Here is an 8,113-nt window from a genome sequence, read left to right as displayed (position 1 = left end):
GTGTGCCACATCAGTACGGCGACCACCGCGACGACGACGATCGCCGTTCCCCACAGCCACGGATGATGACGCGACGATCCGCCCAGCGGAATCGACACGCGGCCGCGCGGCAGATCCGTCCCCGACGACGCGGGCATCGACAGGTCGACTTCCGGCACCCCGCGCTCACGGCGCAACGCCTGCGCGAACGGCTCCGGATCGACGCCGAGCATCTTCGCGTAGCTGCGCACGACACCGAGCGCGAACGTCACACCGGGCAGATGGCTGATGTCGCCGGCCTCGAGCGCCCGGAGCTTCTGCGGTGCGACCTTGAGTCGCGCCGATACGTCGTCGACCGACCAGCCCTTCGTCTCCCGAAGCTGCGCCAGCCGGCTGCCGACCGCCGCCAGCGATTCCAGTCCCGCCGGTGCCGGTTTCGCGGCATTCGTCTCTGCGCCGTTAGTCGGCTGCGGCTCACTCATCCTTGTCCTCGCGTCGATTCTTCTTCACTGGCGGGCGCCGCCGGCCCTGCCGGCCGACACCCGCAACTGTCCATACCATGCGCGGCGCCGAGGCGCCGCGACCGATCGCTATTCGCGTGTTGCACCGCCAAAGGGTTCGGGCGTCCCCGGCCAGGTGCCCCCGTCAAACTGCCCGAACTTCGATGATTTTTCCTGCTGCACCCGTTCGCTCCGCCAGGCGCGTGCGGTCCTTCACCGCGCCGGCCAGCTGGCCGCACGCGGCATCGATGTCGTCGCCGCGCGTCTTGCGCACGGTCGTGACGACACCCGCGTCGATGAGGACCTGCGCGAAGCGCTTGATCTGCTCCGGCTTCGAGCGGATGAGGCCCGATTCCGGAAACGGATTGAACGGGATCAGATTGAACTTGCACGGCACGTCGCGCGTGACGGCCAGCAGTTCGCGCGCATGCGCTTCGGTGTCGTTGACGCCGTCCAGCATGCAGTATTCGAATGTAATGAAGTCACGCGGCGCGACTTTCAGATAGCGCTGGCATGCAGCCATCAGCTCGCGAAGCGGATACTTCTTGTTGAGCGGCACCAGCTCGTCGCGCAGCGCATCGTTCGGCGCGTGCAGCGAAACGGCCAGCGCGACCGGCAACTCGGCGCCGAGGCGATCCATCATCGGCACCACGCCGGACGTGGACAGCGTCACGCGGCGGCGCGACAGGCCGTACGCGTTGTCGTCGAGCATCAGCCGCATCGCGGGCACGACCGCGCTGTAATTCAGGAGCGGCTCGCCCATGCCCATCATCACCACGTTGGTGACGACCCGTTCGGCCTTGCCGTTCGGGCCAGGCGCGCGGCCCAGCGACGCTCGCAATGCAAATTCGGCCATGCGGAGCTGGCCGATGATTTCGGCTGTCGACAGGTTGCGGGAAAAGCCCTGCTTGCCCGTCGAACAGAAGCGGCAGTTGACCGCGCATCCTGCCTGCGACGACACGCACAGCGTGCCGCGCGTCTCTTCCGGGATGAACACGGTTTCGACCGCATTGCCGTTTCCGACGTCGATCAGCCACTTGCGCGTGCCGTCGGTGGAAACGTGATCGCTGGCGATCTCGGGCATCACGATCGACGCGCGACCCTTGAGCTTTTCTCTCAGGGACTTCGCGAGATCGGTCATGCCGTCGAAATCGCCGGCGTTGTACTGGTGGATCCAGCGCTGCAACTGCTTGGCGCGGAACGGCTTCTCGCCCAGGCTGCCGCAGTACGCGACAAGACCCTCGGCATCGAAGTCGAGAAGATTGACGGAAGTTTCGCTCGTCATGATGTGCTGCCTTGCCGCGTACGCTGAATCCTGCCTACTTGCTGTCAGCCAGGGCTTAACGCGAGTAAACGTTCATTTCCGGGAAGAAGAACGCGATTTCGACCGCTGCCGTTTCCGCAGCGTCCGAGCCGTGAACGGCGTTCGCGTCGATGCTGTCGGCGAAATCGGCGCGGATCGTGCCCTTTTCCGCCTTCTTCGGATCCGTCGCGCCCATCAGGTCGCGGTTCTTCAGGATCGCGCCTTCGCCTTCCAGAACCTGGATCATCACCGGGCCCGAGATCATGAAATCGACGAGGTCCTTGAAGAACGGACGCGCTGCGTGAACCGCGTAGAACTTCTCTGCGTCAGCACGCGACAGGTGTGCCATGCGCGATGCGACGATCTTCAGGCCGGCGCCTTCGAAACGGCTGTAGATCTGGCCGATCACGTTCTTTGCCACCGCATCCGGCTTGATGATCGACAGGGTGCGCTCGATTGCCATAAAAACTCCAAAAAATTAAGAAGTTACAGGTTCAAATGAATCCGCTATTGTAGCACGATCCCGTGTATCATTGCGATTGAACCCTTACACACGTGAAAGGTTCCGAATCCATATGTTTTCTGCCGCACGGCCATTGAAACCTCCCGGCACGGAACGTATCTTAGCCATAGCTGCTCCGGTTTGCTGCGCCGCACACCGCGTGCGCCGAACCGGCCCCGGACGCTCACGCGTTCAATGTTAGGAGAAACCATGAACGACTATCCGTACAATTTCGGCCGCGGCGGTTCCGTCAGCACCGCCGAGGTGCGCAACCGCGTGCTGCGGAACACGTACTGGCTGCTCGCGCTGTCGATGGTGCCGACCGTGCTGGGCGCCTGGGTCGGCGTCGCGACGGGCTTCTCGCTGTTCGCGGCCACGAGCCCGATGATGAGCCTGCTCGCGTTCTTCGCGATCGCGTTCGGCTTCATGTTCGCGATCGAGCGGACGAAAAACAGCGCGGCCGGCGTGTTCGTGCTGCTCGGCTTCACGTTCTTCATGGGCCTGATGCTGTCGCGGCTGCTGAGCTTCATCCTCGGCTTCTCGAACGGCCCGTCGCTGATCATGCTCGCGTTCGGCGGCACCGGCATCATCTTCGCCGCGATGGCGACGATCGCCACCGTCAGCAAGCGCGATTTCTCGGGCCTCGGCAAGTGGCTGTTCATGGGCGTGATCGTGATCCTGCTCGCGTCGGTCGCGAACATCTTCCTGCAACTGCCGGCGCTGATGCTCACCGTGTCGGTGCTCGCGATCGCGATCTTCTCCGCGTACATGCTGTTCGACGTCCAGCGCGTCGTGAACGGCGGCGAGACGAACTACATCTCGGCCACGCTCGCGATCTACCTCGACCTGTACAACGTGTTCACGAACCTGCTCGCCCTGCTCGGCATCTTCGGCGGCAACCGCAACTGACGTTCGCGGGGCTCCATGAAAAAACCGGCCTTCGGGCCGGTTTTTTTACGTCCGCCGCCCGGCTCAGTCGCGCTCGAACAGCGCGATCGATTCGACGTGCGACGTATTCGGGAACATGTTGACGACACCGGCGCCCTTCAGCCGGTAACCGGCCTCGTGCACCAGCAGGCCCGCGTCGCGTGCAAGCGTCGACGGGTTGCACGACACGTAGACGATGCGCTTCGGCAGCGGGCCTGCGCCGCTCTGCGCGATCTCGGCCAGCGCCTTCGACACCGCGAGCGCGCCTTCGCGCGGCGGGTCGATCAGGAACTTGTCGAAGGCGCCAAGCGCGCGGAGGTCGTCGCCCGTCACCTCGAACAGGTTCCGGCAAGCGAACGTCGTGTGGCCGTCGACACCGTTTTCGCGTGCATTCGCGAGCGCGCGCGTCGTCAGCGTGTCGCTGCCCTCGATGCCCATCACTTCGCGCGACAGCCGCGCGAGCGGCAACGTGAAGTTGCCGATGCCGCAGAACAGGTCGAGCACGCGGTCGTCGCGCGACGGCGCCAGCAGGCGCAGCGCACGCCCCACCAGCACACGGTTGATCTGATGATTGACCTGCGTGAAGTCGGTCGGCTTGAACGGCATGCGGATGCCGAATTCCGGCAGCGTGTAGTCGAGCGGCACGTCGAGCGGATAGAACGGCGTCACCGTGTCCGGGCCCTTCGGCTGCAGCCAGAACTGCACCTTGTGCTCGTCCGCGAACGCGCGCAGCAGCGCTTCGTCGTCCGCATTGATCGGCTCCAGCACGCGCAGCACGAGCGCCGTGACTTGCGAACCGACCGCCAGCTCGATCTGCGGCATCCGATCGCGGATCGACAGCCCCTCGACGAGCCGGCGCAGCGGCACCAGCATCGCCGACACGTGCGGCGGCAGCACTTCGCAGCTCGTCATGTCGGCAACGTAGCTGCTCTTCTTCTCGTGGAACCCGACCAGCACGCCGCCCTTCTTCGCCACGTTGCGCACGGTCAGCCGCGCACGGTAGCGATAGCCCCACGACGGGCCGTGGATCGGCGCGAACATCGTTTCCGCGCGCAGCTTCGCCAGGTGCCACAGGTTGTCCTCGAGCACGCGCTGCTTGACCGCCACCTGCGCACGCATGTCGAGATGCTGCATCGAGCAGCCGCCGCAGGTACCGAAGAACTTGCATTTCGGCTGCGTGCGCATCACGCTCGGGCGCAGAATATCGACAACCGTCGCCTGCTCGTAGCTCGGCTTGCGGCGGTAGCTCGAATAGGTCACGCGTTCGCCCGGCAACGCGCCCTCGACGAAGATGACCTTGCCCGGCTCGCCGTCCTCGGTGATCGTGCGGCCGACACCGCGCGCTTCCATGTCGAGCGATTCGATCTCGAGAATCGGGGCGGGCCCGGGCGCGACGGGCGCATTTTTCGATTTGCGCGCAGAAGTGGGGACGGCTTCGGACACCAGCTTTTCCTGACAAACGTTGAAGAAGGCGAGATTGTAGACGACGAAGGCCCGTACCGCCCGCTTTGGATGGCGCGACCGTCGATACTCGATCAGGGACGGCCCTGCATGGCGCCGAAACTCGCGCAGCCGGCTGACAGCCCACGGCCCACGGGCGCGCAAGACACTGGAACGCGCGAGGGCGCGGCCCTGACGCCCGACGCCCAACCGGCAGGAGATTCGACCATGCGACTGATCGACTGGAACATCCAATGGGGTCGGGACGCGGACGGCGTCGTCGACCTTTCCCGCACCGTCTCGACGATCCGGCGGCTCGGCGATTTCGACGTGCTGTGCCTGCAGGAGGTCACGCGCGGCTTCGGCGCACTGCCCGGGCAGCCGGGCCCCGACCAGTTCGCCGAACTCGCGGCGCGGCTGCCCGGCTACACGATCATCGAAGCGATCGGCGCCGACCTGCCGGCAATCGAACCGGGCGCATCGCGCCGCCAGTTCGGCAATGCGATCGCGACGCGGCTGCCGGTCGGGCGCGTGCTGCGCCAGTGGCTGCCGTGGCCGGCCGACGCCGGCACGCCGTCGATGCCGCGCGTCGCGCTCGACGTCGAACTGCAGGCGCCCTTCGGCGCGCTGCGCGTGGTGACGACCCATCTGGAATATTATTCGGCGCGCCAGCGGCTCGCACAGGTCGATGCGTTGCGCGGCCGGCATCGCGAGGCCTGCGCGCACGCGAAACACCCGGCGCCGGCCGAGACTGCCGAGGGACCGTTCAGCGCGACCGGCCAGCCGTGCGATGCGATCGTCTGCGGCGACTTCAACAGCGCATTCGACAGCGACGCGTACCGGCGCTTCCTGGCCCCGATCGCGGACGCGCCGCGCTTCGTCGACGCATGGGTCGCGCGACACCCGGGCCGCGCGCCGCCACCGACGGCCGGCGTCCACGATACGGCGCAATGGCCGGAAGGGCCGCTCGCGTGCGACTTCGTATTCGTGACCGAGGCGCTGCTGCCGCGCGTCATGTATTGCGAGATCGACGGCGACATGCGCGCGTCCGACCATCAGCCCGTGCTGCTCGAGCTGGCCTGACCGCGCCGATTGCGGCGCCGGCCGCCCGCGCTACGCGTCGAAGCCGGCCAGGTACTCGACCCAGTGCGGCGCCGGCTCGAGCGCGAGCGCATTCTTCACGATCAGGATCTCGTCCGCATACTCGCTCGGTGTCAGGCCGCCGCGCATCAACTGGAACCGGCAGTACAGCAGATAGGTGTTGACGACGTCCGTTTCGCAATAGTTGCGGATTTCGTCGATCCGGCCATCGCGGAACGCCGGCCACACCTGGCTGCCGTCCATCCCGAGCTTGCCCGGAAAGCCGCACAGCTTCGCCAGCGCGTCGAGCGGCGCGTTCGCGCGCGCCTGATACATCGCGAGCACGTCCATCAGGTCGGTATGCCGCGTGTGATAGCGCGAGATGTAGTTGTTCCACTTGAATTCGCGGTCGTCCTCGCCGAGATCCCAGTAGCGGGTCGCGGGGATACCGTGCACGAGCGCGCGATAATGGAGCACCGGCAGGTCGAAGCCACCGCCGTTCCACGACACGAGCTGCGGCGTGTATTTCTCGATCACGCGGTAGAACGACTGGATCAGCGTCGCTTCGTTGTCCTGCGGCGTGCCGAGCGAGCGCACGCGAAAACCGTTGTTGTCGCGGAACACGCACGAGATCGCGGCGATCCGCTGCAGGTGATGCGGCAGGAAATCGCTGCCGGTCTTCTCGCGGCGCGCGGCGAATGCATGTTCGGCCACCGCGGCATCGTCGAGCGTTGCGGGGAGGTCTTCCAGACGGCGAATGCCGTCGACATCGGGAATCGTCTCGATGTCAAAAACAAGAATCGGAGTCATCGGTTACAGAACGGCGTCCTTGCGCACGCCGTTGGAGGCAAAGAACCGCTTGAGGCGCACCAGCGCTTCCTGCTGGATCTGCCGCACGCGCTCGCGCGTCAGCCCCATCTCGTCGGCGAGCTCCTCGAGCGTCGCCGGTTCGATGTGGTTCAGGCCGAAGCGGCGTTCGATCACGTGCCGATGCTTGTCCGACAGACGCGACAGCCATGCGCGCGTCAGCGTCTCGAGCTCGCGGTGCTGCACCTCGGCATCGGGCGACTGGCTCTGGTCGTCGGGCAACAGGTCGAGCAGGCTGCTCGCGGGATCGAGGTCGAGCGGCGCGTCGAGCGACGCCGTATGCTCGTTGAGCGCGAGGATGTCGGTGACTTCCTCGGCGGTCTTGCCGGTGAGATAGGCGATGTCGTCGATGCTGGCTTCGCGGCGCTCGGCCGCCTCGCCCGTCGACATCGAATTCTTTTCGAGGTGGCGCTTCGCGCGCAGCACCTGGTTCAGCTCGCGGATCACGTGCACGGGCAGGCGCACCGTGCGGGCCTGGTTCATGATCGCCCGTTCGATGCTCTGCCGGATCCACCACGTCGCATAGGTCGAGAAACGGAACCCGCGCGTCGGGTCGAACTTCTCGATCGCGTGCATGAGGCCGAGGTTGCCTTCCTCGATCAGGTCGAGCAGCGGGACGCCGCGGTTCAGATACCCCTTCGCGATACTGACGACGAGACGCAGGTTGCGCTCGATCATCACCTGCCGCGCCTCGAATTCGCCGGCCTTCGCCAGGCGGGAATAGCGCTGCTCTTCCTCGACGGTCAGCAGCGGCTTCACGCTGATTCGGTTCAGGTAATGCTGGATCGTGTCGGCCGTGAGCTCGGCCTGCAGCAGCGTGCGGAAATCGTCGACATCGGGCGATGCTTCCGGGCGGCCTTCGCGCTCGTCGTCGCCGCCGTCCACCTCGGCGTCGCGTGCCTCGATATCGCGCTCGTTGTCCGCGATATCGTCCTCGTCGTCCGTCGAAGCACCAGCTCGCCCCACCGATGCTTGCGTGGCACGACTGATCTTCTCAGATTCGGCTTGCGGCTCGTGGCGCTTCGATTTCGGCATGGTCGTCTCGGTTATTGAGGCGGCAAATACTTCAGCGGATCGACAGGCTTACCCTGCCGGCGAACCTCGAAATGCAGCATCACGCGGTCGGCGTCGCTGTTACCCATCTCGGCGATCTTCTGCCCCTTCGTTACCGCGTCCCCCTCTTTTACCATCAAAGCGCGATTGTGTGCATACGCCGTGAGGTAAGTTGCATCGTGTTTGATGATAATGAGGTTGCCGTAACCACGCAGGCCATTGCCGGAGTAAACGACGCGGCCGTCCGCTGCCGCCTTCACGGCCTCGCCGGCGGACCCGCCGATATTGACACCCTTGTTCTTCGCGTCGTCGAACCCGTTCAGCACGGGGCCGCGCGCGGGCCACGCGAACGTCACGGGGCCGCTCGGGGCCGCCGCCGTATCGCTGGATCCGGTCGCCGCGGCCGGCGGCGTCGCGAGCGTGGACGACGTGCCGGCGGCCGGCGTGGCCGGACCGCTGCTA

At 65.8% G+C, this 8,113-nt stretch carries 9 protein-coding genes; 2 read left to right on the top strand and 7 right to left on the bottom strand.

Translation table 11 applies throughout. From position 1 onward, the window contains the following. From G3N62_RS32880 to ndk, 3 genes are all read right to left on the bottom strand, one after another. On the bottom strand, positions 1-461 hold a 461-nt coding region (locus G3N62_RS32880; protein WP_206141441.1), incomplete at its 3' end, for a helix-turn-helix transcriptional regulator. 163 nt (positions 462-624) lie between these two features. Further along, entirely contained in the window at positions 625-1,764 is a 1,140-nt protein-coding gene (gene rlmN, locus G3N62_RS32875; protein ID WP_006484457.1) for a 23S rRNA (adenine(2503)-C(2))-methyltransferase RlmN, read from the bottom strand. A 55-nt stretch (positions 1,765-1,819) separates the two neighbouring features. Next, positions 1,820-2,245, bottom strand: coding sequence for a nucleoside-diphosphate kinase (gene ndk / locus G3N62_RS32870; protein ID WP_006478674.1), 426 nt, complete (start codon positions 2,243-2,245; stop codon positions 1,820-1,822). Between the two features lie 249 nt (positions 2,246-2,494). On the opposite strand from ndk, the gene G3N62_RS32865 reads away from it, so the two are divergent. After that, entirely contained in the window at positions 2,495-3,193 is a 699-nt protein-coding gene (locus G3N62_RS32865) for a Bax inhibitor-1/YccA family protein (protein ID WP_006761414.1), read from the top strand. 63 nt (positions 3,194-3,256) lie between these two features. Here the strand turns inward: G3N62_RS32865 and rlmD are convergent, their stop codons facing one another. Further along, positions 3,257-4,561 carry a 23S rRNA (uracil(1939)-C(5))-methyltransferase RlmD gene (rlmD, locus tag G3N62_RS32860; protein WP_233622711.1) on the bottom strand — a complete coding sequence of 435 codons (1,305 nt, stop codon included), beginning with the start codon at positions 4,559-4,561 and terminating at the stop codon, positions 3,257-3,259. A gap of 318 nt (positions 4,562-4,879) precedes the next feature. On the opposite strand from rlmD, the gene G3N62_RS32855 reads away from it, so the two are divergent. Further along, positions 4,880-5,734, top strand: coding sequence for an endonuclease/exonuclease/phosphatase family protein (locus G3N62_RS32855; RefSeq protein WP_124669686.1), 855 nt, complete (start codon positions 4,880-4,882; stop codon positions 5,732-5,734). Between the two features lie 30 nt (positions 5,735-5,764). Here G3N62_RS32855 and G3N62_RS32850 read toward each other — a convergent pair whose 3' ends face one another. The 3 genes from G3N62_RS32850 to G3N62_RS32840 all read right to left on the bottom strand — a co-directional run. Beyond that, complete coding sequence (locus tag G3N62_RS32850; protein ID WP_034188642.1) at positions 5,765-6,541, bottom strand: 3'-5' exonuclease; 777 nt, start codon at positions 6,539-6,541, stop codon at positions 5,765-5,767. Positions 6,542-6,544: 3 nt separating this feature from the next. After that, complete coding sequence (gene rpoS / locus G3N62_RS32845; RefSeq protein WP_034188643.1) at positions 6,545-7,633, bottom strand: RNA polymerase sigma factor RpoS; 1,089 nt, start codon at positions 7,631-7,633, stop codon at positions 6,545-6,547. A gap of 11 nt (positions 7,634-7,644) precedes the next feature. Then, on the bottom strand, positions 7,645-8,113 hold a 469-nt coding region (locus G3N62_RS32840; RefSeq protein WP_206141440.1), incomplete at its 5' end, for a peptidoglycan DD-metalloendopeptidase family protein.

It is taken from the genome of Burkholderia sp. Tr-20355, assembly GCF_017104685.1.
Classification (GTDB): Bacteria; Pseudomonadota; Gammaproteobacteria; order Burkholderiales; family Burkholderiaceae; genus Burkholderia; species Burkholderia seminalis.
This window is presented reverse-complemented; position numbering and strand designations above follow the sequence as displayed.